This is a genomic window from Thiosocius teredinicola (assembly GCF_002009425.1).
GTDB lineage: Bacteria > Pseudomonadota > Gammaproteobacteria > Chromatiales > Chromatiaceae > Thiosocius > Thiosocius teredinicola.
This window is the reverse complement of the sequence record NZ_CP019936.1, coordinates 1,614,107-1,640,522: the sequence shown is the minus strand read 5'-3', so window position 1 is coordinate 1,640,522 and position 26,416 is coordinate 1,614,107. Positions and strand designations below refer to the sequence as shown.

General features: G+C 60.8%; 28 protein-coding genes. 8 read left to right on the top strand and 20 right to left on the bottom strand.

Annotation, left to right across the window (positions count from 1 at the left end):
* Positions 1-4: 4 nt before the first annotated feature.
* The 8 genes from rseP to rpsB all read right to left on the bottom strand — a co-directional run bounded on the left by rseP (position 5) and on the right by rpsB (position 7,259).
* Positions 5-1,381 (bottom strand): RIP metalloprotease RseP, encoded by a 1,377-nt coding sequence (gene rseP / locus B1781_RS08010; protein WP_078119166.1) that lies wholly within the window; start codon positions 1,379-1,381, stop codon positions 5-7.
* 7 nt (positions 1,382-1,388) lie between these two features.
* Positions 1,389-2,567, bottom strand: a complete 1,179-nt coding sequence (gene ispC / locus B1781_RS08005; protein ID WP_078119165.1) for a 1-deoxy-D-xylulose-5-phosphate reductoisomerase — start codon at positions 2,565-2,567, stop codon at positions 1,389-1,391.
* Entirely contained in the window at positions 2,564-3,388 is an 825-nt protein-coding gene (locus B1781_RS08000) for a phosphatidate cytidylyltransferase (protein WP_078119164.1), read from the bottom strand. The genes ispC and B1781_RS08000 overlap by 4 nt, the downstream gene beginning before the upstream one ends.
* Positions 3,388-4,152, bottom strand: coding sequence for an isoprenyl transferase (locus B1781_RS07995; protein WP_078119163.1), 765 nt, complete (start codon positions 4,150-4,152; stop codon positions 3,388-3,390). The genes B1781_RS08000 and B1781_RS07995 overlap by 1 nt, the downstream gene beginning before the upstream one ends.
* A gap of 15 nt (positions 4,153-4,167) precedes the next feature.
* A complete protein-coding gene (frr, locus tag B1781_RS07990; RefSeq protein ID WP_078119162.1) occupies positions 4,168-4,725 on the bottom strand; it encodes a ribosome recycling factor in 558 nt (185 codons plus the stop codon).
* A complete protein-coding gene (gene pyrH / locus B1781_RS07985; protein WP_078119161.1) occupies positions 4,722-5,453 on the bottom strand; it encodes a UMP kinase in 732 nt (243 codons plus the stop codon). The genes frr and pyrH overlap by 4 nt, the downstream gene beginning before the upstream one ends.
* A gap of 89 nt (positions 5,454-5,542) precedes the next feature.
* Complete coding sequence (gene tsf / locus B1781_RS07980) at positions 5,543-6,436, bottom strand: translation elongation factor Ts (protein WP_078119160.1); 894 nt, start codon at positions 6,434-6,436, stop codon at positions 5,543-5,545.
* 97 nt (positions 6,437-6,533) lie between these two features.
* Entirely contained in the window at positions 6,534-7,259 is a 726-nt protein-coding gene (gene rpsB / locus B1781_RS07975; RefSeq protein WP_334223982.1) for a 30S ribosomal protein S2, read from the bottom strand.
* Between the two features lie 260 nt (positions 7,260-7,519).
* Here rpsB and map point away from each other — a divergent pair, with 260 nt between their 5' ends.
* Together map and glnD are read left to right on the top strand one after the other, a co-directional pair.
* Positions 7,520-8,299 carry a type I methionyl aminopeptidase gene (map, locus tag B1781_RS07970; RefSeq protein ID WP_078119158.1) on the top strand — a complete coding sequence of 260 codons (780 nt, stop codon included), beginning with the start codon at positions 7,520-7,522 and terminating at the stop codon, positions 8,297-8,299.
* A gap of 4 nt (positions 8,300-8,303) precedes the next feature.
* Positions 8,304-10,937, top strand: a complete 2,634-nt coding sequence (glnD, locus tag B1781_RS07965) for a [protein-PII] uridylyltransferase (RefSeq protein ID WP_078119157.1) — start codon at positions 8,304-8,306, stop codon at positions 10,935-10,937.
* A gap of 21 nt (positions 10,938-10,958) precedes the next feature.
* Here glnD and B1781_RS07960 read toward each other — a convergent pair whose 3' ends face one another.
* Both B1781_RS07960 and B1781_RS07955 read right to left on the bottom strand, forming a co-directional pair.
* Positions 10,959-11,660, bottom strand: coding sequence for a TIGR02117 family protein (locus B1781_RS07960; protein ID WP_078119156.1), 702 nt, complete (start codon positions 11,658-11,660; stop codon positions 10,959-10,961).
* Positions 11,661-11,770: 110 nt separating this feature from the next.
* Positions 11,771-12,238, bottom strand: coding sequence for a GNAT family N-acetyltransferase (locus B1781_RS07955; protein WP_078119155.1), 468 nt, complete (start codon positions 12,236-12,238; stop codon positions 11,771-11,773).
* A 142-nt stretch (positions 12,239-12,380) separates the two neighbouring features.
* On the opposite strand from B1781_RS07955, the gene B1781_RS07950 reads away from it, so the two are divergent.
* Positions 12,381-12,683 (top strand): hypothetical protein, encoded by a 303-nt coding sequence (locus B1781_RS07950; protein ID WP_078119154.1) that lies wholly within the window; start codon positions 12,381-12,383, stop codon positions 12,681-12,683.
* A gap of 78 nt (positions 12,684-12,761) precedes the next feature.
* Here B1781_RS07950 and ilvE read toward each other — a convergent pair whose 3' ends face one another.
* Positions 12,762-13,634 carry a branched-chain-amino-acid transaminase gene (gene ilvE / locus B1781_RS07945; protein ID WP_078119153.1) on the bottom strand — a complete coding sequence of 291 codons (873 nt, stop codon included), beginning with the start codon at positions 13,632-13,634 and terminating at the stop codon, positions 12,762-12,764.
* Positions 13,624-14,415 carry a PhzF family phenazine biosynthesis protein gene (locus tag B1781_RS07940; protein WP_078119152.1) on the bottom strand — a complete coding sequence of 264 codons (792 nt, stop codon included), beginning with the start codon at positions 14,413-14,415 and terminating at the stop codon, positions 13,624-13,626. The genes ilvE and B1781_RS07940 overlap by 11 nt, the downstream gene beginning before the upstream one ends.
* A gap of 151 nt (positions 14,416-14,566) precedes the next feature.
* Between B1781_RS07940 and B1781_RS07935 the strand changes: the two genes are divergently transcribed.
* Positions 14,567-15,991, top strand: a complete 1,425-nt coding sequence (locus B1781_RS07935; RefSeq protein ID WP_078119151.1) for an aminotransferase-like domain-containing protein — start codon at positions 14,567-14,569, stop codon at positions 15,989-15,991.
* 15 nt (positions 15,992-16,006) lie between these two features.
* Here B1781_RS07935 and B1781_RS07930 read toward each other — a convergent pair whose 3' ends face one another.
* A complete protein-coding gene (locus tag B1781_RS07930; RefSeq protein ID WP_078119150.1) occupies positions 16,007-16,387 on the bottom strand; it encodes a VOC family protein in 381 nt (126 codons plus the stop codon).
* The gene (locus B1781_RS07925) at positions 16,384-17,259 is read right to left on the bottom strand and encodes a DMT family transporter (RefSeq protein ID WP_078119149.1); all 876 of its coding nucleotides are present in this window, start codon (positions 17,257-17,259) and stop codon (positions 16,384-16,386) included. Before B1781_RS07925 ends, B1781_RS07930 begins: the two co-directional genes overlap by 4 nt.
* A gap of 48 nt (positions 17,260-17,307) precedes the next feature.
* Here B1781_RS07925 and dapC point away from each other — a divergent pair, with 48 nt between their 5' ends.
* The 4 genes from dapC to dapE are packed head-to-tail and all read left to right on the top strand — an operon-like array spanning position 17,308 to position 20,887.
* Complete coding sequence (gene dapC, locus B1781_RS07920) at positions 17,308-18,504, top strand: succinyldiaminopimelate transaminase (RefSeq protein WP_078119148.1); 1,197 nt, start codon at positions 17,308-17,310, stop codon at positions 18,502-18,504.
* 31 nt (positions 18,505-18,535) lie between these two features.
* Entirely contained in the window at positions 18,536-19,357 is an 822-nt protein-coding gene (gene dapD, locus B1781_RS07915) for a 2,3,4,5-tetrahydropyridine-2,6-dicarboxylate N-succinyltransferase (protein ID WP_078119147.1), read from the top strand.
* A gap of 39 nt (positions 19,358-19,396) precedes the next feature.
* On the top strand, positions 19,397-19,744 hold the full coding sequence (locus tag B1781_RS07910; RefSeq protein WP_078121973.1) for an ArsC family reductase: 348 nt from the start codon (positions 19,397-19,399) through the stop codon (positions 19,742-19,744).
* Positions 19,745-19,759: 15 nt separating this feature from the next.
* Positions 19,760-20,887, top strand: coding sequence for a succinyl-diaminopimelate desuccinylase (gene dapE, locus B1781_RS07905; protein ID WP_078119146.1), 1,128 nt, complete (start codon positions 19,760-19,762; stop codon positions 20,885-20,887).
* 19 nt (positions 20,888-20,906) lie between these two features.
* Here dapE and B1781_RS07900 read toward each other — a convergent pair whose 3' ends face one another.
* From B1781_RS07900 to B1781_RS07875, 6 genes are all read right to left on the bottom strand, one after another.
* On the bottom strand, positions 20,907-21,857 hold the full coding sequence (locus tag B1781_RS07900; RefSeq protein WP_078119145.1) for an outer membrane lipoprotein-sorting protein: 951 nt from the start codon (positions 21,855-21,857) through the stop codon (positions 20,907-20,909).
* Between the two features lie 8 nt (positions 21,858-21,865).
* Positions 21,866-22,276, bottom strand: a complete 411-nt coding sequence (locus tag B1781_RS07895; protein ID WP_164513302.1) for a hypothetical protein — start codon at positions 22,274-22,276, stop codon at positions 21,866-21,868.
* A 246-nt stretch (positions 22,277-22,522) separates the two neighbouring features.
* Positions 22,523-23,335 carry an HAD-IIB family hydrolase gene (locus tag B1781_RS07890; RefSeq protein ID WP_078119143.1) on the bottom strand — a complete coding sequence of 271 codons (813 nt, stop codon included), beginning with the start codon at positions 23,333-23,335 and terminating at the stop codon, positions 22,523-22,525.
* 60 nt (positions 23,336-23,395) lie between these two features.
* Positions 23,396-25,153 (bottom strand): alpha-amylase family glycosyl hydrolase, encoded by a 1,758-nt coding sequence (locus B1781_RS07885; protein ID WP_078119142.1) that lies wholly within the window; start codon positions 25,151-25,153, stop codon positions 23,396-23,398.
* Between the two features lie 156 nt (positions 25,154-25,309).
* On the bottom strand, positions 25,310-25,669 hold the full coding sequence (locus B1781_RS07880; RefSeq protein ID WP_125931967.1) for a hypothetical protein: 360 nt from the start codon (positions 25,667-25,669) through the stop codon (positions 25,310-25,312).
* Between the two features lie 96 nt (positions 25,670-25,765).
* Positions 25,766-26,395 carry a hypothetical protein gene (locus tag B1781_RS07875; RefSeq protein ID WP_334223917.1) on the bottom strand — a complete coding sequence of 210 codons (630 nt, stop codon included), beginning with the start codon at positions 26,393-26,395 and terminating at the stop codon, positions 25,766-25,768.
* Positions 26,396-26,416: the final 21 nt, after the last annotated feature.

Here is a 26,416-nt window from a genome sequence, read left to right as displayed (position 1 = left end):
GCCCTCAATCCATTATGCGAAGGATGTCGACATAGAAAGCCAGCGACATCAGCCCGAGCAACAGCAGCAGCCCGATTTTCTGGCCCTGCAGCATCGCAGATTCCGACAGCGGACTGCCCTTGATGCCTTCGATGGCGAAATACAGCAGATGACCGCCGTCCAGCACCGGCACCGGCAACAGGTTCAACACGCCCAGGCTGATACTCACGATCGCCAGGAACTTCAGGAAGTAGACAAAGCCGATACTGGCGGTCTTGCCGGCGGCATCGGCAATCGTGATCGGCCCACTGAGGTTGTGAATCGAGGCCTGCCCCGTCACGATCCGCCACATCACCTTCAGCGTCAGCAAGGAATATCGGCCGGTTTCCGCAACGGCTGCCGGAAAGGCTTCGCCGATCCCCAAGCGATACTCGGCGTGGAAATGCGCCTCCTCGGCCTCGGTCATCTGGTAGCGCTCGTTGCGTGCACCGATCCGCCCGACCACAGCCCCGTCTTTCTGCGCAAACGGTGCAGGCGTCAGCTCAAAAGAGACACTCGCACCATCACGATCCACAACCAGATCGATCGCCTGGCCGGGACGCTGCTGGACGTAATCGACCCATGTCCCCCAGTACTCGATCGGCTTGCCGTCAACCGTCACAATGCGATCACCGGTGCGCACACCGGCCTGATCGGCGACTTCACCTTCGATGATCTCGCCAAACACCGCCGGAACCGGATAGGGCTCGCGATCGAGACCCAGGTGCGCCATCAAATTCTTGGTTTGCGACAGATCACCGACGTCGCTGGAGGGCATCACGCGCACCTGTTCATTGCCCGCAGCGTCACGCACTCTGATCTTGAGTTCCGGCGCGCCGACGGATTCGGTCGCGATTTTCTCAATCGCCGAACTCCAGATCGGGGTGACTTCGCCGTTTACCGAGACAATCTCGTCACCAACCTGCAGACCGGCCCGTTGCGCCGGGCTGTTGGGTTCGACCGCGCCGATCCACGGGCGCAGCCCGGTATCGCCGAGCGCCATCACCCCCCAGAAGGCGACGATCGCGAACAGAAAATTGAACAGCGGCCCGGCCACCACGACCGCCGAGCGCACCCACAAAGACTGCCGGTTGAACGCCCGCTTCGCCTCTTCCGGCGCCACCGGGCCTTCGTTCTCGTCGAGCATCTTGACGTAACCGCCCAGGGGAATGGCGGCGATCACGTATTCCGGCGCATCCGGTGAGGTCTGGCGGCGCCACAGAGGACGGCCGAAGCCGATCGAAAATCTCAGCACCTTGACGCCGAGCTTGCGCGCGACCCAGAAATGGCCAAATTCGTGGATCGCCACCAATACGCCGACGGCCACGATAAATGCCAGAATTTTAAAGAGAATATCGTCCATTCGCCTATCAGACCGTGAATGCTGCCTGTTGTTCCGCCATCGTACGAGCCTGCCTGTCTACCGCCAACAGCGCCTCCATATCAACGGCCTCGCCATGCGGGAATTCGCCCAAAGTCCGCTCGACCACGTCAGCGATCTCGGTGAAGCCCAGGCGCTTGTCCAGAAACAAGGCGACAGCGACTTCGTTGGCGGCATTCAACACCGCCGGTGCGGTCCCCCCGGCCGTGACCGCCTCGAAGGCCAGCCGCAGGCACGGGAACCGGGTTAGATCCGGCGGTTCGAAGTCGAGCCGCGCAACATCGAACAGGTCAAGCGAGCCGACGCCCGAGCTGTGCCGCTGCGGCCAGGCCAGCGCGTGGGCGATCGGCGTGCGCATATCGGGATTGCCGAGCTGAGCCAGCACAGAACCGTCGCTGTATTGCACCATCGAGTGAATCACGCTCTGTGGATGCACCACCACCTGGATCTGGTCCGGCCTGGCATCGAACAGCCAGCGCGCCTCGATCACCTCCAGGCCCTTGTTCATCATCGTCGCCGAATCGACAGAGATCTTGCGCCCCATGTCCCAGTTCGGATGCGCACAGGCCTGTTCCGGGGTAACCGCGCGCAGCTCATCAAGCCGGCGCTCACGGAAGGGGCCGCCCGACGCCGTCAGCAGGATCCGCTCGACGCCGACCCGCTCCAGCCCATCAGAAAAGTTCGGTGGCAGGCACTGGAATACCGCATTGTGCTCACTGTCGATCGGCAGCACGGTCGCGCCGTGAGCCTGTACCTCGGCCATGAACAATGCACCGGACATGACCAGGGCTTCCTTGTTCGCCAACAGCACTCGCCGTCCGAGACGAACCGCCGCGAGGGTCGGCAGCACACCCGCCGAACCGACGATCGCCGCCATGACGTCGCTGGCCTCCGGGTGGCAGGCAACCGCCTCCAATCCGGCCGGGCCGGCAAGCACCTCGATCCGCAGGCCCTCTGCCGACAGCAGCTCGCGCAATGTGGCAGCTGCCTGCTCATCCGCCATCGCGACCAGCTCAGGCCGGTAGCGACGGCATTGTTCCAGCATCCCCTGCACATCGCGGTTGGCGCTCAGCGCCACAACCCGGTAGCGATCCGGGTGACGCGACACGACATCCAGGGTGCTCTGCCCGATCGAGCCGGTCGAGCCGAGGATCGCAATCCCTCTCATGCAATCCCGCCCAGCACGGCGATGCCCAGGGCGAACACCGGTGCGGCCGCCAGCAGGCTGTCGATGCGATCGAGCACCCCGCCGTGTCCGGGCAACAGGTTGCCGCTATCTTTGACGCCCGCTTCGCGTTTGAGGCGGCTCTCCCATAGATCACCGCCAATCGAGACCGCGGTCACCAAAACGCAGAGCAAGATCAATCCCAACAGCGGCTGGGAACCGGTCACATCGGTAAACACGAGAATCGACGCACTGACCACTGCCCCGACTGCAGCGCCGATGGCGCCCGCCCAGGTCTTGCCGGGGCTGACGATCGGCGACAGCTTGGTCTTGCCGAATGCGCGACCGGCAAAATAGGCACCCGAATCGGCGACCCAGATCAAGATCATCAGGAACAGCACCAACCGCGGACCATAGGGATCGGACGCGTGCAGGCTCACGATCGACAGCCATGCGGCAACCAGCACCAGGGCACCCATCACCAGGATCGCAAAGCGCGGCCGGTCTGCCGCTTCGAGCGGCTTGCGCCGCGCGACCAGCAGCACCGTTGCCAGTATCCACCAGATGCTCAACACGCCCTGCACGACCAACAGTTGATCGGGTGTGACGAACCGCCAGGCCAACCACAGTGCGCCACCAACCACGGCCATGTAGGCAACCAGCGGCAGCGGGCCGTTCAGCTTCGCCAGGCGCCCCATCTCGCGCGCACCCAGCAACACGATAGCGCCGAGGATCACCGCCAGAATGCGGGTATCGAGATACAGCACGCCCGCCACCACCAGCGGAACGAGTACGGCAGCGGTGAGCACGCGCTGCCAGAGCATCAGCGTGCGCTTTCCAGTTGCGCCCCGGTCTTGCCGAAGCGACGCTGGCGCGATCCGAACTCGGCAACCGCCTTGCGGAACTCGGCGGCATCGAAATCGGGCCACAATACCGGCGTGAAATACAGTTCGGTATAGGCGCAGTGCCACAGCAGAAAATTGCTGATGCGCAGTTCGCCACCGGTGCGGATGAACAGATCGGGATCGGGTTGATCGCCCAAGGCAGTAGACCGGGCAAACAGCTCTTCGTTGATGTCGTCAGGCGTCAACTCGCCACTTTGCACGGCGGCAGCAAGTTTGCGAGCAGTCTCGGTAATGTCCCAACGTCCGCCGTAATTTGCCGCAATCTGCAGAACGAGCCGCTTGTTGTCGCGGGTCTTGTCTTCGGACTCGCGAATGCGTTTTTGCAGTTTTTCGGGAAAGGCAGAGATATCGCCGATGACGCGGAGCCGGATGTCATTGCTCTGCATGCGCTTCACTTCACGCTGCAGCGCGCTGAGGAACAACTCCATCAGCATGTTGACTTCGGTTTTGGGCCGCCGCCAGTTCTCGCTGCTGAAGGCGAACAAGGTCAGCACCTTCACACCGTGCTGAATGCACTCTTCGATCGTGCTGCGCACGCTCTGCACACCCGCACGGTGTCCGGCGTGGCGCGCCTGACCACGTGCTTCGGCCCAGCGACCGTTGCCGTCCATGATGATCGCCACGTGCTCCGGCACCGCGCCGGAGACGGCGGGACTCCCCATTGTCTCAGTATCGCCGGTCATGTCTGCTGTGCGGCGTTACACCGACATCAGGTCTTTTTCTTTCTTCTCCAGCAGTTCGTCGATTTCCTTGACGTGCTGATCGGTCAGTTTCTGGATGATCTCCTGACCACGACGTTCGTCGTCTTCGGAAATCAGCTTGTCCTTGACCAGCGCTTTCAAATCGTTGTTGGCATCGCGACGGATGTTGCGCACGGCGACGCGCGCCTGCTCCGCTTCGTGACGCACGATCTTGGTCATGTCACGCCGACGCTCTTCGGTCAACGGCGGCATTGGCACGCGAATCAGGGTGCCGGCACTGTTGGGATTGAGACCCAGATCGGACTCCATGATCGCTTTTTCAACCGCACTCACCATCTGCTGCTCATACGGCTGCACGGTGATCGTACGTGCATCCTCGACACCCACGTTGGCCACCTGCTTGAGCGGCACGTCGGAACCGTAGTACGAGACAACGAGATGGTCCAAAAGGCTCGGATGCGCCCGACCGGTACGCACCTTGGCCAGGTTTTCGCCCAGCGCATCGACACTCTTGCCCATCCGCCCGGCCGCATCTTTTTTAATGTCGTCGATCATGACTCCTCTCCAGTCGAAACGAGGGTGCCTACGGACTCCCCGCGAACGACGCGCTGCAAAGCGCCTTCTACATTGATGTTCATTACGCGCAGGGGCATGTTCTGCTCCTTGCAGAGTACCACCGCCGTGGCATCCATCACCGCCAAACCTTCGCGCAGCACCCGATCGTAACTCAGGCGCGGGTAAAACTCCGCACCCGGGTCCTTCTTCGGGTCGGCCGAGTACACCCCATCCACCTTGGTCGCCTTGATCATGACGTCTGCACCGATCTCGATGGCGCGCAGACTGGCAGCCGAATCGGTCGTGAAATAGGGGTTGCCGGTACCGGCAGAAAGGATAACCACGCGCCCGGCCTGCAGATGACGCACCGCCTCGTCGCGGCTGTAATATTCGCAGACCTGATCTATGCGGAAGGCCGACATGGTACGCGCATCGATGCCCCGTTTGCGCAAGGCATCCTGCATCGCCAGCGAGTTCATGACCGTGGCGAGCATGCCGATGTGATCGCCGGTAACGCGATCGAAACCGCCACCGGCGAGGCCTGCACCGCGAAAGATATTGCCGCCGCCGATCACCAGCGCGACCTGGATCCCCATCTCGACGAGTTCCGCCACCTCGCCGGCCACGCGTCCGAGGATGCTGGGATCGATGCCGAAGTCGCCGTCGCCCATCAGGGCTTCGCCGCTCAATTTGAGGAGGATTCGTCGGGGAACTGTGTCGTCAGGCATGAGAACCCGCTTGTTGGTTGATTGAGCAGTCAGTTTACCGCGCTGATGAAGCAAACGGCCCGCTTGATGGCGGGCCGTTTGTACCGAGCTTACTCGCCGCGGGCTGCCGCGGCCTGGGCCATGACTTCCTCACGGAAGTCTTCGACCTTTTTCTCGATGCCTTCACCGACTTCGAAGCGCTTGAAGCCGTTGATGGTTGCACCTTTCGCCTTCGCCAGCTTACCCACGGTGGTATCCGGGTCCTTCACGAAAGGCTGGCCGAGCAGCGTGATCTCATTGACGAACTTGCGCATGCGGCCCTCAACCATCTTCTCGATGATATTGTCCGGCTTGCCGCTGTCTTTGGCCTGTGCCTCGGTGATCTCACGTTCCTTGGCAAGCTTCTCGGCCGGAACTTCGTCTTCGCTCACGCACACCGGGTTGCTAGCCGCGATGTGCATCGCGATATCGCGACCCAGCTCTTCGTCACCGCCGGTGATGTCGACGACGACACCGATGCGCACGCCGTGGCTGTAGCTAGACAGGTCGCCCTGCGCAGCCGTACGGGTGAAACGGCGTACCGCCATGTTCTCACCGATCTTCGATACCAGACCCTGGCGGGCTTCTTCGATCGTGGTGTCTTCGCCTTCGTGCAACGGCAGAGCCATCAAGGCATCGACATCGGCGACATCGCTGTTCAACGCGCGATCTGCGACCGCATCGGCGAACGACTTGAAGTTGTCGTCTTTGGCGACGAAGTCGGTTTCGCAGTTGACCTCGACCATGACCGATGCTTTGCCGTCGCCGCTGGTGGCGATAACGATCACACCGTCGGCCGCGGTACGCCCGGCTTTCTTGGCCGCTTTCGCCTGGCCGGACTTACGCATGTTTTCGATGGCGGCTTCGATGTCGCCGTTGGTCTCGGTGAGTGCCTTTTTGCACTCCATCATGCCAGCGCCGGTGCGCTCGCGCAGTTCTTTAACGAGAGAAGCAGTGATCGCCATGCTCTTTACCTCAATTCTGGAATTTCGCTGATAACAAACGACCCCCGGCCGGCGAACCGGTCAGGGGCACATCGTCATGACGTGACGGCGCTGACCGTTAGCCTGCTGCCGTGTCCGCCGTTTCGCTGCGACCGGCTGCAGCCGCGGTAGCGGCCGCCGCACGACCTTCAAGGATCGCTGCGGACGCACCCTGCACGTACAGTTGTACGGCACGGATCGCATCATCGTTGCCCGGGATGACGTAATCGATATCTTCCGGATCGTTGTTGGTATCCACCACACCGATCACCGGAATACCGAGCTTCTTGGCTTCGGCAATAGCGATTTTCTCATGGCCGGTATCAACCACGAACAGCGCGTCGGGCAGACCGTTCATCTCTTTGATACCACCCAGGCTACGGTCGAGTTTCTCTTTCTCTCGCGTCAGGGTCAGCGCTTCTTTCTTATGGAAACGAGCTGCCATGGAGCCATCGGCCGCCATGTCTTCGAGCTCTTTGAGGCGCTTGATCGATTGTTTGATGGTCTTGAAGTTGGTCAGCATGCCGCCCAACCAGCGATGGTTGACGTAGGGCATGCTGCAACGCTCGGCCTCTTCGCGGACGACGTCGCGCGCAGAACGCTTGGTGCCGACGAACATGACCTTGCCGCCGTTCGAGGCGAGCTTGCCGATGAAGTTCATCGCATCGTTGTACAGCGGAAGCGTCTTTTCCAGATTCACGATGTGAATCTTGTTGCGGTGACCAAAGATGAACGGACGCATCTTCGGGTTCCAGTAACGGGTCTGGTGACCAAAGTGCACGCCAGCTTCGAGCATCTGGCGCATAGAAACGTTGCTCATGGATTACTCCAGGTATTGTTTGGGTTGAGCCTCCACGTACCCTGACGACCGACCCTGCTTTCGCGGGGCACCCAGGCGCCGAGTTGCGGTACGTGTGTGTCGTTTAATTAACCCCGTAAACGGGGTGCCAAGCGGCCATTGCCGCCAAGCGGCGCGTTTTATACCATACCTATCCTTCGGCCTCAATCGAGAAATGAGGCCAACATCCTGTTTTCTTAGTGCAAATTTCCTCTCAAGGGGCCTCGATGGCAGTCATTATCAAAACGCCCGACGAAATCGAAAAAATGCGTGTGGCGGGGCGGCTGGCCGCGGAAGTCCTCCAGATGATCGAAGAACACGTCCAACCGGGCGTAAGTACTGATGAACTCGACAAAATTTGTCACGACTATATCGTCGGCGAGCAACAGGCCATCCCTGCCCCGCTGAACTACCGCGGTTTCCCGAAATCGATCTGCACCTCGGTCAACCACCAGGTGTGCCACGGCATCCCTGGGAACAAGGTTCTGAAAGACGGCGATATCGTGAACATCGACATCACCGTGATCAAAGACGGCTTCCACGGCGATACCAGCAAGATGTTCCTGGTCGGCAAACCGTCGATCCTGGCGCAGCGGCTGGTCGACCTTACCCAGAAAGCGATGTGGAAAGGCATCGAACTGGTCAAACCCGGTACCCACCTGGGCGATATCGGGCACGCGATCCAACAGTTCGTCGAGGGCAACGGTTATTCGGTGGTACAGGAATACTGTGGTCACGGCATCGGCCGTGGTTTTCACGAAGACCCGCAGGTGCTGCACTATGGCTCCGCCGGTACCGGGCTCGAATTGCAGGCCGGCATGACCTTTACCATCGAGCCGATGGTCAATGCCGGCAAACGCAATGTGAAGTTGCTGCCCGACGGCTGGACCGTGGTAACCAAAGACCGCAAGCTGTCGGCGCAATGGGAGCACACGATCCTGGTCACCCCCACGGGTTACGACGTGTTGACGCTGCGCGAGGAAGAACGCCAGGCTGCCGCCGGCTGAATCCATGACCGACGAATTGCTCGCCACGATGGACCGGCGCCTGTCCGCCGGCGAAGACCCCCTGCCCGTGTTCAAGCAGACCCTGCGCAGCGGGCGCGAAGAGCTCGCCGACCGCTTCCGCGCCGGCACACGGGCCAGCATCCTGGTGCACACAGCGGCGCAGTTCACCGATGTCATCGTCGGCAAGGCCTGGTCGCAGTTCGTCCCCGACGATGTCGATGCCTGCCTCGCTGCGGTCGGCGGCTATGGGCGCGGCGAGCTCCACCCGGCTTCCGACATCGACCTGCTGGTGCTGACCGCGGCCGAGCCCACGGCACTCGCCGAGTACCTCGAGCCGCTGGTGATGTTTCTATGGGATATCGGCCTTGAAGTCGGTCACAGCGTGCGCAGCCTCGAACAATGCGTGCATGAAGCGGCCTCGGACATCACGGTAATCACCAATCTGCTGGAATGCCGCTTGATCGCCGGCAGCGCCAAGCTGTTCCATCGCCTGCTCGAGCTGACCGGCCCCGACCGCATCTGGTCGAGCCGTGATTTCTTCACCGCCAAGGCGGCCGAGCAACGTGAACGCTATGCCAAGTTCGACGACAGCGCGCATAACCTCGAACCGAATCTGAAGGAAGGGCCCGGCGGGCTACGCGACATCCAGACGATCGGCTGGGTCGCCAAGCGCCACTTCGGTGTCAGCACCATGGAGGCGCTGGTCGAACACGGCTTTCTGACCGATCACGAATTCCGCAAGCTCAAGCGCGGCGAAGAACACCTGTGGCGCGTGCGCTACGGCCTGCACCTGCTGACCGGCCGGCATGAAGACCGCCTGCTGTTTGAACACCAGCGCGCGCTGGCCAAGCAGTTCGGCTACACCGATGAAAACGCCAACCTCGCCGTCGAACAGTTCATGCAGGACTATTACCGGCGGATCGTGGAGATGCAGCGCCTCAACGAGATGCTGTTGCAGCTATTCGAAGAAGCCATTCTGCTGAACAACCAGCTGGGTGACCCGGTGCCGATCAACCGCCGCTTCCAGGCCCGCAACGGCTATCTCGAGGTGGTCAACAGCGGCACGTTCGCGCGCTACCCGCTCGCCATGCTCGAGCTGTTCCTGATCCTGCAGCAGAACCCCCAGTTGCAGGGCGTGCGCGCCAGTACGATTCGACTGATACGCGCCCACCGCCACCTGATCGACGACCGGTTCCGCAAAGACCTGCGTGCGCGTTCCTTGTTTATCGAGATCTTCCGCGAACACAACGGCCTGACCCACGCGACGCGACGCATGCACCGCTACGGCATCCTCGCTCGCTACCTGCCGGCGTTTCACGCGGTGACAGGCCTGATGCAGTTCGACCTGTTCCATGTCTACACGGTCGACGAACACATCCTGATGGTGATTCGCAACATGCGACGGTTCTCGCTCGACCGTCACGCCGACGAATGCCCGCGCTGCAACGATGTGTTCAAATTGCTGCCGAAACCCGAGCTGCTTTACCTCGCCGGCCTGTTTCACGACATCGCCAAGGGACGCGGCGGCGATCACTCGAAACTCGGCGCCGAAGATGCACGCGAATTCTGCTATCAGCACATGCTGTCAGAGTGGGACGCCGACCTGGTCGCCTGGCTCGTCGAGATGCACCTGGTGATGTCGCACACTGCACAGCAAGAGGACATCGACGACCCGGATGTCGTGCTGGAGTTTGCCGAAAAGGTCCGCACCCGCACCCGGCTCGACTACCTCTACCTGTTGACCGTCGCCGACATGCGCGGCACCAACCCGGGGCGGTGGAACTCGTGGAAGGCAGCCCTGTTGGATCATCTGCATACACGCACACGCGAGGCGCTCGAACGTGGCCTCGACCAGCCGCAGCAACAAGACGATGTGATCGCGCAGCGCCAGAACGATGCACGCAGCCGTCTGGTCGGCAAAGGCTTCGACAGCGATCAGCTCAACCTGCTGTGGATGTCGCTGAGCACCGATTACTTCCTGCAGAACAACGTCGACGCCATCGTCTGGCATACCGAACTGCTGTGGCCACCGGGTAAAACCTTCGGCGAGATGCACGTCGAGCTGCGCGAGGACCCCGTTCACCGCTGCACCGATATCTGCATCTATGGCCCGGACCGCGATGACCTGTTCGCCCAGAGTACCGCCCTGCTCGACCAAGCCGGCCTCAACGTGCTCAGCGCACGTATCCAGACCACCGAATCCGGCCTGTCGCTGAACACCTACCTGGTGCTCGAGGAAGACGGCGACCAGATCACCGGGCAAGAGCGCCTCGATGACATTCGCAACTTCGTGCAGCAGAGCCTCAACAGCGGCGAACCACCACTGAGCAGACCTCGCATACCGCGCCAATTGAAGACCTTCCAGATGCCCTCGCAGGTCAGCTTCGAACAGGACGATAGTCGGGTGGTCACCTGGATAAACCTCGTGACCAGCGACCGACCAGGATTGTTGTCATTGGTTGGCCAGGCCTTTGCCAAGAACAAACTCAGGCTGCACAACGCACGCGTCTCGACAGCAGGCGCCGAGGCTCAAGACACTTTCGCCGTTACCGATCGCGAAAACCAGCCGATCACCGATCCCGATCAGCTCGCGTGTATCGCCGAATCGATTCGCGCAATACTCGACCAGCCGCAGTAACCTCGACTGCCACGTCGCCCCTCAACGGCAAGCTGCAAATACCGCTGCTTGTCCGGCAGAGTCCTCGACCTCGGCCGTTCCTTCGGCTGCATCCGCAACAGCTCGCATGACTGCGCTGGCAGTCAACAGGTGGGGCGAAATCTCCACGCCGGCTTCGTACAGACCCGTTGCCGTCCACGTATTGCACGTGTTGAACATGAAGTAGTCACCGACAGCCGCATAAAACTGGCTGTCGCCGTACAGGCCATTCTGCGACGGCGCAAGATTGTCGGCGTTGCGGACGAAACTGCGCGCTACGAATTGCATCATCGACGCCAACGCCGCATCACTGACGCACAGCGAGACCACTTCGCTATGCGGAAAGTAACGGTCGGCCCGCTCGGGCACTGCGACCACATGCATGACCGCGTCGGTCGGCCAGAACATAGCCTGCAGGGCCAGACCGGCGGAGATTGTTTCGGCTTGGTAGAAACCTTTGTCGCCCCAACCGAACTCGAGGAACGGCACCGAGCCGAAACGTTTCTCGAGATCCGGCAGATAGGTGGTTGCCACATCGCTCGGCACGACGATTCCGGTATGCCAACCATGACTGACGACATGGATGCGGCGCGTGGCCTGTCCGGGTTCGTCGACAAAGCGGTCCTGCGAGCGCGGCACCGTTGAACATGCCGTCAGCAAGACCAGGCTACAGATCGACAGCCCGCTGACAATCCACTTGCCCATCTGCGTCCGGCCGAAGCCGCTGTTAACTAAATGCCGGCAAACCATCACGTCCCTCTAGCACCACCACGTCCCTTACCCCACACAGATTCCACACGGCAAAAGCCATTAACTCAACCGTTCAGATGCTTTTGCATGAACACACTCAATGGATCGTCCGGGTAGTCGGCAAACCGACCGCAACACACATACCCGTGCGACGAGTACAACGCAATCGCCTGCGGCTGGTGGACACCTGTCTCCAGCAGCATGCGATCGAAGCCGCGCTCGGCGGCCTCGGCTTCGAGAAAGCCAAGCAGCGCTGTACCGATGCCGCCGCGACGCACGCCGGCACGTACGAACATTCGCTTGATTTCGGCATACCCATCGCCGACGCGCAACGCCGCACAGCCGACGGCGGTGTTCAATGCGTCGCGGGCCACGGCGAACACCACATCGTCGGCGCTCAGTGCAGCACAGTCGAGCGCATGCAGACTCTCCGGCGGATAGAGCGTCCGTTGATAGGCATCGAGTTCATCGATCAATGCGGCAACGTCTGTTTGCCACGGGGGTTCGACACGAACTGTTACGTCGAGAGCCATCGTTGCTCCGGACCATTCACTCATTCGATAGTGAACGACTATTGGGGCGTTGAAAACTATCTATTACCAAACTGAGCGAACAATTGATTTACTGGCGCGGAAACGCTCAAACCCCAGTCACCGACACCCAGGAGAAAACATTGTGAAGGCACTGCTGATAGACCCTGAACACCAGACCATCACGCAGACAGAGGTCTCGGATATCGACGACGTCAAGGCGCTGATCGGATTCGACACGATCGAATCAGACGCGATTGGCGACCAGGGTGACCGCCTGTTCTTCGACGAAGAATGCTTCATTCGCGGCACCAGCGGACGATTTCAGATCGACAGCGTGATTCCGGTCGCCGGCAAGGGCGTCATCGTCGGCGTGCTGGACGACGGATCGCTTAGCGACGTGAAAACAAGCTTGGCGGATCTTACCGATCGACTGAAGTATCAATAACGAAATGACGGCACCGGTCGATCGGCTTCATTGATCGCTTGTCGGCAGGTTCACCGCTCGCTATGAGGCGACCGCTGGTCAAGCGGCACACTCGCGGTTGACCAGCGCACGGAATGCCGCCTGCACCCGGTTGAAGACCGGTCCCGGGCAGGCCGGCAAGTGTCGCCCGTCGACTTCGCGCACCGCAATCAACTCAGCCCCGGTGCCGGTCAGAAAGCATTCGTCGGCGTTGTACAGGTCGTAAGGTGCGAGTGGCGCCTCGCGAACCGCTATGCCGATGTCTGACGCCGCTTCGCAGACACACTGTCGGGTGATACCTTCGAGCGCACCTTCGATTCCCGGCGGCGTCAGCAGTTCGCCGTCGCGTACGATGCACAGGTTCTCCACCGACGCCTCGGCCACCCTGCCGTGTGCGTTCAGCAATACCGCCTCATCGGCGCCTGCATGGTTGGCCTCGATGCGTGCCAGGATGTGATTGAGATAGTTCAGGCTCTTGATGCGGGCATCCAGACCGTCTGCCGGCAGGCGCCGGGTCGACGCAATGATCACCCGAATGCCCTGATCGCGCGTTCCGGCACTGACGACGCGCAGATGGCCGGCGATGATGAACAGCTGCGGATTGTCGCAAGCGAGTGGATCGATCCCCATCGATCCCACGCCACGTGTGACCACCAGGCGCAGGTATCCATCCGGTTTGTCGAAACACGCAACGGTGTGCTCGATTGCCTGCACCAATGCCTGCCTGTCCAGCGGCACATCGAGCGCAATGGCGCGCGCCGAACGGTCCAGGCGATCCAGATGCTGCGTCAACCGGAACGGTCGACCACGATAGAAACGAATGCCCTCGAATACGCCGTCGCCATACAACAGCCCGTGATCCAGAACCGAAACCCGCGCCTCGCTCGCCGGCACGACGGCGCCGTCGATCCAACAGATATCATCAGTCGGCATACAGTACTCCTTTCAACGTGGTAACCGCCTGTCCGCGCAAGCGAACGCGCTCACCCGCAAGCTCAACCTCGACCACACCGCCGCGCCCCGACGCCTGATAACCAAGCATCTGCCCGCGCTGCAGCCGCTCTCCCCAGAATGCAGCAAGTGCGCAATGCGCCGACCCGGTGACTGGGTCTTCATCGATGCCGACACGCGGGGCGAAGAAGCGGGAGATGAAGTCGTAGCGACCATCGTCGCCGGTCGAGGTCGCGATGATGCCGCGCACATCGATCGCGGCAAGTCGTCGGAAATCAGGCATCAGGCTGCGGACGGCATCGGCGGACGCCAGCAATACCAGCAGATCGCTGCCTGCGCGATGCGTTTCGCGCACCTTGGCGTTCAACGCCTCACCAAGCGCCTCCGGGGTCGTCGTCGGTTCGATGGACACCAGTGGAAAGTCGAGTTCGATCCGGTCCGCCACACGTGTTGCCGCGAGACGGCCGCTCAAGGTGTCGAACAGCAAGCGATCATTCGCATGACCCAGTTCATTCCACAGCACATGGGCGGATGCCAGCGTGGCGTGGCCGCAGAGATCGACCTCCGTGCGCGGGGTGAACCAACGCAGCTGCCATGCCCCATCGCCGGGCAGCAGAAACGCCGTCTCGGATAGGTTCATTTCCGCAGCTACCGCTTGCAGCCATCGATCCGGCCGTGTCTTCTGCAACAGGCACACCGCCGCCGGGTTGCCCGCGAACGGCGCGGCCGAAAAGGCGTCGACGGTAAAGATATCTACCGGCATGCGTGTTCTCCTGGCTGTCGTCGAAGCTTGACAATAAGCGACGCTTCGCTATGAATACAGATTCAGATTCAGCGTTTTGTAGCAGTACAGATTGCATTGTCTTGCAACTGTACTGATCCCGAATCGGACCCACTGTATCGCTGCGCACCCGATGTCATATCGCTACGAAACACTTGCCGCCGAACTTGCTGAGCAGATCCGACAGGGAATCTTGCCGGCCGGTCAGCGCCTGAGCGGTGTACGTCCGTTTGCCGCGCAACAGGGCGTGAGTGTGTCGACGGCGGTTGCGGCATACCGCAAGCTCGAAGACCAAGGGTTGATCGAGGCGCGATCGCGCTCCGGATACTTTGTCCGTGCCCTCGACTTTCCTGGCATCAGCGCACCCGCCGCCTCCCGGCCCCGCTCGCGCCCGGTTGCCGTCAGCGGTCAGCAGCTCACGCTGCAGCTGGTACAGGCGACCAACGACCATCGCACGGTTCAGCTCGGGGCCGCTGTGCCGGACGTTGAATTTCTGCCGACCCGCGCCATCGAGCGAGCATTGTGCAATGCAGCCAAACATTACCGGCAGCGCGCGATCGGCTACAGCTTTCCGCCGGGCCGCGCCGAACTGCGACAGGCCATCGCACATCGCATGGCCAGCTACGGTTGCACGGTTACGGCCGACGAGGTGGTGATCAGCAACGGCTGCCAGGAATCGCTGATGCTGGCGCTGCGGGCAACCACCAAGCCCGGCGACGTCGTCGCGATCGAATCACCGACCTTCTATGGCCTGTTGCAGGTTATCGATTCGCTCGGTTTGAAGGCGATCGAGATACCGACCCATCCGCAGCAGGGCATCTCGCTCGACGCCTTGCAGATGGCACTCGAGCAATGGCCGATTGCCGCCTGTATTGTCGTTCCGAACTTCAGCAACCCCTTGGGTTACTGCATGAGCGACGACGACAAGCAGCGGTTGGTTGAGCTACTCAGCAGGCGCCGCGTGCCGTTGGTCGAAGACGACATCTATGGCGACCTCGGCTTTTCCCAACGCCGACCCAAACCGTGCAAGGCCTTCGACAAGGGTGGCTGGGTATTGAGCTGTTCTTCTTATTCGAAAACCATGTCGCCCGGTTTGCGGATCGGTTGGCTGTGCCCCGGGCGTTACCAGGAACAGGTCGAATACCTGAAGTACGTCACCAACCTGGCCGCACCGACCGTCGCCCAGTTGGCGGTCGCCCAGTTGCTCGACAGTGGCCAGTACGACCGGCATCTGCGCGCCGTGCGCCCCCGTTTCGCCGCGGCGGTGTCACGTATGATCACTGCGGTCGATCACTACTTTCCCTCGGGCACGCGCATCACCCAGCCACAGGGTGGATTCGTGATCTGGGTGGAGCTGCCGGGGCCGATCGATACGTTCGCAATCTCACGAGACCTGCTCGCCAGCGGCATCAGCATCGCACCCGGCCAGATATTCTCGGCGACGAAGAAGTACCGCAACTTTCTGCGCCTGTCTTGCGCCTGCCGCTTCGACGCGAAAACAGAACGTGCGCTGCGGAGCATCGCCGGATTGGTGCAGGCGCAGCTCGGCAAGCCCTAGCACCTGCTACGTTCGCTAGTGGCCGGCCACCTCGATCAGTTCCCAGGCGTTGCCGTCGGGATCGCGGCAGAACAGTGCACGCCTACCGGATTTGCTCATGGTGTAGGCAATACCGGCGACATCCAGGCGTTGTGCGAAGTCATCGAGGTCGGTCACCTGCACCGCCGTATGCCGATCCCGTCCGCCGTGCGTGGGGCGGTCGTTGACCGGGTCGGGGTTGGGCAATTCGAGAAGATGGATCTGCTGATGGCCGAGCCGCAACCAGGCACCGGGGAAATTGAGATCGGGCCGGGCCGGCTCGATCTGCAAACCGAGCACGTCGCAATAGAACGTCAACGCGCGTTCGGTATCGGCAACGATCAGGCTCACGTGGTGCAGGCCGAGCATCTGGCTCATGTCTCAGGTTCCTCCTGCAGGATGGCGATCAAGGCGGCCGACAGAATCAACAGACCACCGACCCATTCCTGCCAATCGATGATTTCGTCGGCCAACCACCAGGCCGTCACGGCGCCGACGATCAACTCGAACAACATGATCACGGCAGAGCGTTGCACCGGCATGTTGGAGACGCCGTAGACCACCGCCAATGTCGACAGCATGAAGCCACCCAGACCGAGCGCGACCGCTCCCCACCAGGCCCAGTCGGGTACCTGCGGCAGTTGAGGCGACTTGAGCGCAATCACCACCAGCGACACCAGCACCACGCCGAACCACGCCACATGGGTTTTGGCACGTATGCCCAGCGCGGTAATGCGCCGCGTCATGACATTGTTGACCGCGAAGGCCACGCCGGCGCTGACGGCCAACAGATCCGCCTCGTTCAACGGCACGCGACCGATGCGCGGATCCCATAGCATGACCAGGGCGCCGGCCAGACCGAGACCGACCATCACGGCGGTGCGCCATGTCAGGTGTTCGTGCAGCAGCCAGCGGCCGAGCAGCACGGTCCAGACAGGCGACAGGTAGAACAGCAACACCACGCGCACCACCTCGCCGTCGAGTACCGCAAGCACGAACGCCACGTTGGTCCACCCGGCGGCGGCGAGCAACGCCAGCACATCCCACGGCTGCCGGCGAATCCCATCCAGGTGGGTATGCGCGAACGGCAGAAAAACCACAAAAGCGGCGCTGTAACTGATCAACGTCAGCCAGGCGCCCTGCATACCGGATGCCTCGAGCAGGCGCGACGGATACCAGACGAAGCCCCAGAAGGTGGCGCCGTACAACAACCCTAGAATCGGCCCGATGCGGGCCGGCAGCGCATTCATCGGGCCGATCGCCTATAATCGGCCGCCCGGAAACTCGCTGTATTTCGCATGAACCCCGACCTGGAAAAACTGCAACCCTACCCGTTCGAGAAGCTCAATGCGCTCAAAGCGGGCACTACGCCACCGGACAAGCCGCACATCGCGCTGTCGATCGGCGAGCCGAAGCATGCCACACCCGGGTTGATAGCGGCAGCGTTGCAGCAACATCTTGAAAGCGGTCTGGCAACCTACCCGCTGACCAAGGGCATGCCGGCGCTACGCGAAGCCATCTGCGAGTGGCTGACCAGGCGCTTCGCCTTGCCGCCAGATTCACTCGATCCCGAACGCCACGCACTGCCGGTGAACGGCACGCGCGAGGCCTTGTTTGCGTTCGCCCAGGCGGTCGTCGATCGCACGCGTCCGGCGTTGGTGCTGTCGCCGAACCCGTTCTACCAGATCTACGAAGGCGCTGCGTTGCTCGCCGGCGCCACGCCGCACTTCATCCCCTGCACCGCCGAGACCGGCTATCTGCCGGCGTTCGACGACGTAGACGATGCGACCTGGGACCAGTGCCAGTTGCTGTTCCTGTGTTCGCCGGGCAACCCGACCGGCGCTGTTATTCCGCAGGCCACGCTGCAGGCCCTGATCGAGCGGGCCGAGCGCCACGACTTTGTCATCGCATCCGACGAGTGCTACTCCGAAATCTATTTCGACGAAGACAAGCCCCCGGTCGGACTGCTGCAGGCCGCAGCCGCCATGGGCAACAACGACTACCGACGTTGCGTGGTATTTCACAGTCTGTCGAAGCGTTCCAACGCGCCAGGGCTGCGCTCCGGTTTCGTTGCCGGCGACGCCGATCTACTGACAGGCTTTCTACGCTACCGCACCTATCATGGCTGTGCATTGCCGGTGCAACACCAACACGCCAGCATCGCGGCATGGCGCGACGAGGAACACGTCAAACAAAACCGTGCAATGTACCGCGCCAAGTTCGATGCGGTGCTCGAAATCCTCGACGGTTGTCTCGATGTGCAACGTCCCGATGCCGGCTTTTATCTTTGGCCACGCACGCCCGGCAGCGACGAGACGTTTGCCCGCGACCTGTTCGATCGGCAGCACGTGACCGTGTTGCCCGGCCGCTATCTTTCCCGCGAAGTCGACGGTATCAGCCCGGGGGCCGGCCATGTGCGTATGGCACTGGTCGCCACGCTGGACGAGTGTGTCGACGCCGCACACCGAATCAAAGACCTCGTAAGCGCCTACTGAGCGCGCGATAACGTATCAGGAGAACCTTTCCATGAGCGACATCCAATCCATCATCGTCGATGCCTTCGAAAAGCGCGCCGACATCACTCCGCGCAGCGTCAGCACCACGGTACGCGACGCGACCATGGAGGCGATTGAGCAACTCGACCGCGGTGAGATTCGAGTCGCCGAGAAACGTGACGGCCAGTGGGTGGTCAACGACTGGGTCAAGAAGGCCGTACTGCTGTCGTTCCGCATCAATGACAACGAGTTCATCAAAGGCGGTTTCACCAACTACTACGACAAGGTGCACTCCAAGTATGCCGACTACAACTCGCGCGAGTTCCGCGAGTCCGGGGTACGCGTGGTGCCACCGGCGACGGCGCGTAAAGGTTCGTACATCGCGCCGAGCTGCGTGCTGATGCCGTCGTACGTCAACATCGGCGCCTTCGTCGACTCAGGCACCATGGTCGACACCTGGGCCACAGTCGGTTCGTGTGCACAGATCGGCAAGAACGTTCACCTGTCCGGCGGCGTCGGCATCGGCGGCGTACTCGAACCGTTGCAGGCCAACCCGACCATCATCGAAGACAATTGCTTCATCGGTGCGCGCTCCGAGGTCGTCGAAGGCGTGATCGTCGAGGAAGGTTCGGTCATCTCCATGGGTGTGTACATCGGCCAGTCCACCCGTATCTACGACCGTGAGAACGATGAAATCCTGTACGGACGTGTCCCGGCCGGTTCGGTAGTCGTCTCCGGCAACCTGCCGTCGAAAGACGGCAAATACAGCCTGTATTGTGCCGTGATCGTCAAGCGCGTCGATGAGAAGACGCGCTCGAAGGTCGGTATCAACGAACTGCTGCGCGACATCTGATCGACAACAAACCCTGTTGAACGAGCCGAGTGAGTGAAGATGGTTACTTTGTACGGCATACCCAATTGCGACACGATGAAAAAGGCGCGCGCCTGGCTCGCCGAACACAACATCGATTACAGCTTCCACGACTACAAAAAGGCCGGCATCAGTGAAAAGCTGCTGCGCGCCTGGGTCAAAGAACTGGGATGGCAACCACTGCTCAACACGCGCGGCATGATGTGGCGCAAGGTACCGCAAGAGATCAAGGACCGCATCGATGAGGCATCGGCGATCAAGTTGATGCTGGAGACGCCCAGCATCATCAAACGGCCGGTGCTGGATACCGGCAAGCAGCGCCATGTCGGGTTTAAGCCCGAGATGTACGCCGAGTTGTTCGACGAGTAAACGGGTAGCAAGCAGATGTCGGAAACGCTCGATCTTGCCATTGACCTGATCAGCCGCGATTCGGTGACGCCCGAAGACAAAGGCTGTCAGCAGGTCATGGGCGACCGCCTCGCAGCCCTGGGCTTCAACAACGAAAGCCTGCGCTTCGAAGACGTCGACAACCTGTGGTCACGCAGAGGCAGCGAAGGTCCGGTGTTCTGCTTCGCCGGGCACACCGACGTGGTACCCACCGGACCGGTCGAACAATGGCAATCGGATCCGTTCCAGCCGGCCATCCGCGACGGCAAACTCTACGGCCGCGGAGCAGCCGACATGAAGGGATCATTGGCCGCCATGATCACGGCGACCGAACGCTTCGTGGCCAAGCACCCCGACCACAAGGGTTCGATCGCGTACCTGATCACCAGCGACGAAGAAGGGCCGTCGATCAACGGTACCGTCAAGGTCGTAGAGGCGCTCGAGGCACGCAAGGAAAAGATCGACTGGTGTCTGGTCGGTGAACCGTCATCGACCAAGCAGGTCGGCGACGTCGTCAAGAACGGGCGGCGCGGTTCTTTGGGTTGTGTTCTGACGGTGCGCGGCAAACAGGGACACGTGGCCTACCCTCACCTCGCGCGCAACCCGGTGCACCTGGTGGCGCCGGCGATCGCCGACCTGGTTGCAACCGAGTGGGACCAGGGCAATGCGTTCTTTCCAAAGACGACCTTTCAGATATCCAACATCCATGCAGGCACCGGGGCAACCAACGTAATCCCGGGCACCTGCGAGATCACCTTCAATTTTCGCTATTCAACCGAAACCGACGACCTGGCGTTGCGCAAACGTGTCGAGGCGATACTCGATCATCACTGCCTCGAATACGACGCCAACTGGACCTTGTCGGGCCATCCGTTTCTTACCCCGGAGGGTGAGCTGGTCGATGCCGCCAAGCACGCGATTCGCGAGGTTGCGGGTTTCGACACCCAGCTATCGACTGCCGGCGGTACCTCCGACGGCCGTTTCATCGCACCCACCGGCGCCCAGGTACTCGAACTCGGGCCGCTGAACGCCACGATCCATCAGGTCGATGAATGTGTCGCCGTGGATGAACTGGATCAACTGTCGGCGATGTATGAGCGAATACTCGAGAAGCTGCTGACCTGACGGCACGAGGTGCACGCGATCAGCGCGTAATCTTTCTCAGCGTTCTTTCCGTCCAGAAGTGGTTCGACTTGTCCGAGTTGAACTTGATCACCGACTGCGGAATCACGGCCCAGCTTTCCAGACCGTTGACCAGGTCGACGCCGTACCACGACTTCCAGAACAAGGCCCGCGGGTCGTCGCTGTTCGCCCCGTCGACCACACCCCAGTCGCGATCGATGATCTTGATCAGCTTGCCGTCCTTGTAATACAGCGTGCGGTAATCGGCGAAGGTCTTGGCATCGACCATGCTGATCCGGTAGTCGTACCACCAATTGGCGAACTTGGTGGTGCTCTTCAGACCGTAGACCTGTTTGTTGACGTGCCGGCAGCTACGCTTCGGCAGTTCGCCGGCAAAGCGAAAATCCTTGCCTTCGATCGACTCGATGACCCCCAGGCAGGTACGAAACGGTTTCTTCCCGATCAGTTCGTGGGTTTCATGTTCCGGTCGACGCAGGTTGACGTCGCCGAAGGTGAACACACTGCCGCCCCACGCCTGGTCGTGATCAGGCTCAGCAAAGCGACGGATCTTGCGCAGTGCCGGCAACCACACCATATAGCTCTGACTGCGCTCGGCATCGCGATACTCGGTTACCAACATACCGGTGCCCTGCAGGTTGCCGGACCGGAAGATGGCGAGGTCACGCGACTTGATCGCTCCGCCATCATAGGCATTGTTCAGATGGCGCTCGACGGCGGTCACCGATATGCGGCCATCCGACCCGCGTTTGATCAGCACCGGGCTGCTGCGCCCGCGGCCTTCGATCGAGAAATTGTCGAACGCATACAGATGATTCGCGTAGTACACCTGGCGCGCGACCTCGTCGGCCGTCGGATTGGCACCAGGCAAGGGCATCGATCGATCGACGTTAGCCCACGCAGCAGAGCACGCGAATGCAACCGCAGCGACGATGACTGTCGTTGTTTTCTTCATTGGTATTCTCAGTCCATCGGCACGTTGTTGATACTCGAACGCGCAGGCTGGCGGGTCTTCACCTTGCGGAAAGCGAAGATATCGCTGCGAATTCCACCGAGGTCGCCGGTTTTGACGTAGTTCTCCCACACCGCCACCTTCTGCGCTTCGGCCAGCCCCAGGTAGAGGATGTGTGTTCCGCGGAGGTTCTCTTTGAGGAACTTCTCAAACGCGGCAAGACTGGCGGTACCGTCGTTCTGGTGTCCGCCACCGATCCAGGCGCTTTGCGCCGGGGCTTTGAATGCGCCGCTTTCGAACTCGGCAACGTCGGCGACGGCCGCGGCCACATAGTCGGTGTTGGCGGCGAACGCACCGGCTGACAGCAAGACACACCCGCCCGCGAACACCCTGACCAGGGTGCTACGTTTTATTTGCATCATTTTCCTCCTGAGGGGTGGCTGAGTCGTTGCTGGTCGGAGCCGACCACGAACTCACTCGGCCGAACGCGCCATTTTTGACGCTTTTTCTAATAGTGCCTCGAATTTAAGCGGACAATTCAATGCTATACAAGGTCTAAACCGGCCTTGCTGCCCTAAAGCTGTTTATGGGGCCATGCATCAAATCGTGTGCGACAACAGGGACCGGGTGCCGGCGGCAGGCTGGCGTGCCCCCAGTGCCAGGGTAGTTCAGTCTTCAGGAAACAGACCGTAATGGGTGGCGCCCTCGATGACGCCACCGGTGTAGTAGCCGTTCAGCCCGCGATGTCCACCCTGCGCAAAATAGACATTGAGTTGAGGGTTGGCGTCGACTGCCTGTCTGACGCTCGCCACGAGCTGCTCATCGGCGTTGCGCACCAACACGCCTTTGAAACCTGCCGTCAACGGAAACACGTCGTTGCCACTGTCGCCGCAGAAGACGACCTCGGATTTGGCGATGGCGAAGCTTTCGGCGACGTATTCAAGTGCAGTCTGCTTGGTCGCACTCTGCGGTAGCAGGTCGAGCAAACCCTTGCCCGACTGCGAATCGAAGCTATACACGATGACTTCATCGAACCGACCTTTCACACGCTGTTCGACAACACCGAGAATCGCATCCCGCGCGTCGTGTTCGACATAGTAGCTCTGCTTGAAGTCACCACAATGTTCGCGTTCCTGTTCGGCAAGCCCGTCGATGCTCCGCAATTCGGCACGCACGCCTTCCGCGTTCCACTGCGGGCTGGTTCGCATGACATGCGCATCCCAGCCGTCGTCCGCCATCCATCCTGTATCGCCGAAGCGGCGAATCGCGGTGCCGACATCGCTGATCAGGATATCGGGATGACGAATACCGAACTCATCGATGGCGGCCTCCGTCAACGCGAGGTTGCGGCCGGTCACATAAACGACCGTCGTCTGATGCCGACGCGTGAGTTCGTTGAACAACTCGATCGCTCCCGGGTCTGCCGGCCAACGCCCGTTAGGCAGTAACGTTCGATCGAGATCGGTAGCGAGAATATTCATCTCAAATCCCCTCCGCTTATCGATTGGCTGGCACGCGCGGGCGGTACCATAGACAACAACTCATGGCACGGATTCCATCAGTATCTCGCGCTGATCGCCCTCGCCGCGGTAGACCGTGAAGCTGTGGCGCCGCAGGTCCGCTGCCAAAGTTACGGTCTCGTCGGCGTGTCGCCAGGTGATGTGCAACAACTGCGAATCGGTGGGCAGGATCTCGAGTTGGCCACGGAATGCGGGTGAGGTGTTGCGCAAGCGGATCAATGCCAATTGATCGAGAACGATCTTTTTCTGCAACCCCTCCTCCAGGTCGATCCACTTGAGCGTCGTACGATTGATCTCCTTGTGGCCGGCGGTACGTCCGCGATTGGCCGCGGCATAGTCGTTGGTCCCGGCAAACAGATCGAGATACCAGACCTGCGGCACCCCCGGCATGAACATCTGGATCGCACGTGCCAGCAGCAGCTTGGGTTCGTCTTCGCCCAATGCGCTGAAATAGGTGGCGTTGACCTGGTAGTAATCGATCTTGCGCCCATCCGGGCCGTAGAGATTCTTGGTGAGACCGCCACGGTCGATGATGTTCTGCATTGCATGGTCGATGTGTTCGTCGCTCAGCAGTCCCGGCCGGTACTCGCCTTCGACGGTCTTGCCACGCAGATCGAGCACCGGAATACCGTCATGGCATCCCAGCATGTTGATGGTCTGCAGGCCTTTACTGACGATCTCCGTTATCCATTGCTTGAGCGCTTCGCTGTTGCCACGATCCAATGCATCGATCAGCAGGCCCGGTAAAAAGAAATCGTAGATCGGAAAACCTTCGCCGGCGATCTCCTCGTAGATACCGGTGCCGTATTCGGCGTGTATCTCGGGGAAGATCGTCAGACCGTAACATTGCGCCATGGCTTTCAAGCGATTCAGATAGATCCAGGTACCGGGGCGATTGAAGAAGTTCGGTTGGCCGGGTTCTTTGTGCAGGTAGGCGAAGGCATCCAGGCGAATGATCTTGGCGCCGTATTCGCTGAGCTTGCGCAGCGTGTCGTCGTAGAACTTCCACACCAGTTCCGAGCGCGCGTTGAGATCCATTTGCCCCAGGTATTCACGCTTGCTGCAGACTGCCTTGATGATCCTGTCGGTCAGTTGGGGAAGGTGCGCCAGGTCTTCCGCTTCGAGAAAGCCTTTGTCCTTGATAACGATCTTGACGTGATCGGCCAGCGCCTGCGCCTGCTCGCTGTCCAGCTCTTTGATCTCGGCGAAGTCCAACGCAGTGATCTCGGCGAAATCGACCTTCTGGTAGAAGGTGTTCCAATAGGTCTTCAGTGCGCCGTCGGGGAAACGCACCTTGAGCACCGGCAGACCGGGTTTACGCATAAACAGTTTGTCGAGGTGCTCTTTGTGCGGCGTCACCTCACCGTTTTCGTGGCGGCTGCCGTGTGCACTCCAGAACAGGTCCCAGTCGATGAAGAAATCCCTGTAGGGCGACGCCTCGCCGTTCTTCAACAAATCCTGGAACTGCGGCGAACGAACCGACAAGTGGTTGAGCACCAGATCCAGCTTGATCTGGATACCCAGTTTCTCCAGGTCTGCCAGATCATCCGGCGATACCAGTTCTTCATTGATGTCGTAATCAATGATCGAGAACCCGCGGTCGAGATCGCTATGGAAAAACGTCGGCAGAATGTAGAACAGCGAGAAGGTATCGGCGAACTCGGGACGCTTGAGCAACTCGACGATATCCGCCAAGCGGATGCCCATGCTGTCGGGATAGGCGTTCAGCATCACCCCTTGCGGCAACGACTGGGTAAAGACTTCTTTGGATTGGCTCATTGTTGTTACTTAACAGCTCAGTGTTGTGCCGCTCCGTGGCGCGGTGCGTTCGGCACCGACCGGATTGCGCTGTGAGCCTCGGCGTCAAACGCCCTAGCCAATGAGACGGACCAGCGCTATGAATCGTCTCGCAGTGTGCTCGGCATGGGCGTCGCCTTACTCGTTATGCCAGACGCGACGTTTGATGCGGAACTCGAGCAATTTGGCGCCGGCGGTAACGGCCCAAATACCGAGCTTGCCCAGCACCAGCAACAACAGGATCACGGCAAACCACGACACGTAGTGCGCCACCCCTTCGCCGCCCTTCGGCAACTGCGCGGCCAACTTGGTGGTGTCGAGGAAGTACTTGGCGAAATACGAAATACCGTCCGGGTCCTTGAACAATCCCCATGCCGAATAGATCGCGCCACCCAAGGCCCACAAACCGAAGATGATCAGAACCAATCCCAGTAGCGCTGCGACGCCGGCCAGTACCGCCAACACCGGCGACATACGGGATTCTTCATCAATTTCCATGCACTTCCATCCTTCGGCCCGGCAAGGGCCTTCCACTCTGATGCGTTGACTCCACGCCCGACCGGGATCGCGCCCGGCGCAACCGCGGTCCTGTTGTTATTCCTTGAGCTTCACCTTGACGTGACCGGACTCGACGCGGATATCGTCGACGCCGGCGGCAAAGCTCTTCCAAAATCCCTGTTGATCGCCGAACTCGCTGACCAGGTCGATGTTCTTCATCCCCCCCAGCCAGGCGTTGGGGATCGGGATACCCATGACGCTGACACCCTTGAGCACCACGATCGGCTTGGCTTCGCGATACGCCAACTCCACCCCGGCCGATACGCGCAACGTCTTGCCGCCGAGAATGGGAAAATCCTGGTCGACCGGTACCAGCAGCCGCGCACTGACCAGGTCGTCATCCAGATCCACGGCGAGTTTCTTCGCCAGATCCTTGTTGTTGGCGATCATGCCGTTGAGCTCGCGCTCGCTGAAACTCACCTCGCGTTTGGCGCCGGCCTCCGTGTAACGCTCGGGGCGCAACCATTGATCGTCGGATTCCTTGTTGCCCTCGGCGGTTTCCGGCGTCGGATCAGGGCCGGGGTCATAGCCGATGGTCTTGAGCTTGGCGTTCAGCGTGCGTTGTTCGGCAACGCTGAGTTCGACCGGTTCGAAGTCCTTGGCGTAGATATAGGTGCGCACCAGCCAATAGGTCACGCCCGCCGTCAGTACGATGGTTGCCAGCACGATCCACACAATGTGGATGCC